The organism is Actinosynnema sp. NPDC023658 (assembly GCF_040639995.1).
Classification (GTDB): Bacteria; Actinomycetota; Actinomycetes; order Mycobacteriales; family Pseudonocardiaceae; genus Actinosynnema.
In genome coordinates this window covers 1-1,252 of the sequence record NZ_JBFAAX010001358.1, presented here as the reverse complement: position 1 = coordinate 1,252, position 1,252 = coordinate 1, and the positions used below count along the sequence as shown (strand labels likewise).

Below are 1,252 nucleotides of genomic sequence, written 5' to 3'. Positions count from 1 at the left end.
AAGTCGCTCTTCTTATCTCACGGTCAGCGTCCGGAAGACTGTGGTGATGTATAAGTTGCTCAGTAGCGCGGTGCCGCGCTGCCGGTAGACCTGGTAGACGCTGCGCCTGCCGAACTTCAGCACGTAGTTGACGAGGTCGCCGGTGAGCGGCGCCCGGTGCGGGTGCGCGGTGGTCACGTGGCCGGTGATGGCGTCGTCGTAGTCGGTGAGGCCGACGGTGGCCAGGGTGTCGCGGTCGAACTCCACCGCGATCGGCGTCTCGGTGAGCGCCCAGTCCCGTTCGCCGTCGGACACCACGTTGACGTTGGTGTTCGAGGTGCGCCGCAGGGCGGGGTGGGTGAAGAAGCGGCTGAAGATGGAGCGGCACGGGTCGGTGGCGAACTCACCGAACGCGATGTGCCCGTCCTCGCGCACCGAGCGGAAGCTGGGCGTCTCCAGGTACCGGTTGCGGTAGGTGACGGCCCCGGCGGCGAAGCCGAACCGGTGCAGCATGGCCTGGCCGTCGAACCAGTGCCGGAACGAGCCCCGGTCGGTCTCGAACTTCGCGGGACCGTTGCGCACCAGCGACCCGGACAGCCACGGTGGCAGTTGGCCCCGCACCTCCAGGTCGACGGCGACCTCCCGGTCGAGGGTCTGGAACCCGGCCTGCACGCCCATCACGACCCACCTCCACAACAGCGTTACACAACAACGTTATAAAACATTGTTTTGGTTCATCCGTCAAGTCCCACCTCGTCGCCGCGCTCGTGCGCCCACCGACCGAGCGCGTCGATCGGGTCCAGCAGGCTGCGCCCCAGGTCGGTGAGCGAGTACTCGACCCGGTCGCGCAGCGCGGTCCTGGCCACCAGCCCGGCGCCCTCCAACCGGCGCACGGTCTCGGTGAGCACCTTGGGCCGGATGCCGCCGATCGTGCGGCGCAGGTCGGCCGGACGGCGCGGGCCGTGCCGCAACGCGTGCAGGACCACCGGGTTCCAGGTGTTGGCCAGCAGGTCGAACGCCTGCCGCGCACGGCAGTCCGCGAGGAACGTCATCGGCGCCACCCCCTGTCGTGGACACCGTTCAGTGCCCGTCGGCCTTCCTAACGTCGATCCCGTCAAGCATTGCGAGCGGAGGAGGACGGCGTGCGCGCGGGGATGCGGATCGGTGTGCTGGGTTCGGGCGGGATGGCCGGGGCCTTGGGTGGTCGGTGGGTCGAGGCGGGGCACGAGGTGCTGGTCGGCGGCCGGTCGCGCGAGCGGTCGGAGGAGGTGGC

At 69.5% G+C, this 1,252-nt stretch carries 3 protein-coding genes; 1 reads left to right on the top strand and 2 read right to left on the bottom strand.

Features of this window, described 5'->3' with window-relative positions; all coding sequences use genetic code 11:
* Nucleotides 1-12: 12 nt before the first annotated feature.
* Both AB0G02_RS40970 and AB0G02_RS40965 read right to left on the bottom strand, forming a co-directional pair.
* A complete protein-coding gene (locus AB0G02_RS40970) occupies nt 13-657 on the bottom strand; it encodes a carotenoid oxygenase family protein (protein WP_360806171.1) in 645 nt (214 codons plus the stop codon).
* A 56-nt stretch (nt 658-713) separates the two neighbouring features.
* A complete protein-coding gene (locus AB0G02_RS40965; RefSeq protein ID WP_360806168.1) occupies nt 714-1,031 on the bottom strand; it encodes a helix-turn-helix domain-containing protein in 318 nt (105 codons plus the stop codon).
* A 102-nt stretch (nt 1,032-1,133) separates the two neighbouring features.
* On the opposite strand from AB0G02_RS40965, the gene AB0G02_RS40960 reads away from it, so the two are divergent.
* Nucleotides 1,134-1,252 (top strand): NAD(P)-binding domain-containing protein (locus tag AB0G02_RS40960; RefSeq protein WP_360806174.1); only part of this gene is annotated, 119 nt, incomplete at its 3' end.

Excerpts from the sequence above, each read along its gene's own strand:
- AB0G02_RS40965 (WP_360806168.1), bottom strand. The coding sequence starts at position 1,031 with ATGACGTTCCTCGCGGACTGCCGTGCGCGGCAGGCGTTCGACCTGCTG.
- AB0G02_RS40970 (WP_360806171.1), bottom strand. The coding sequence starts at position 657 with ATGGGCGTGCAGGCCGGGTTCCAGACCCTCGACCGGGAGGTCGCCGTC.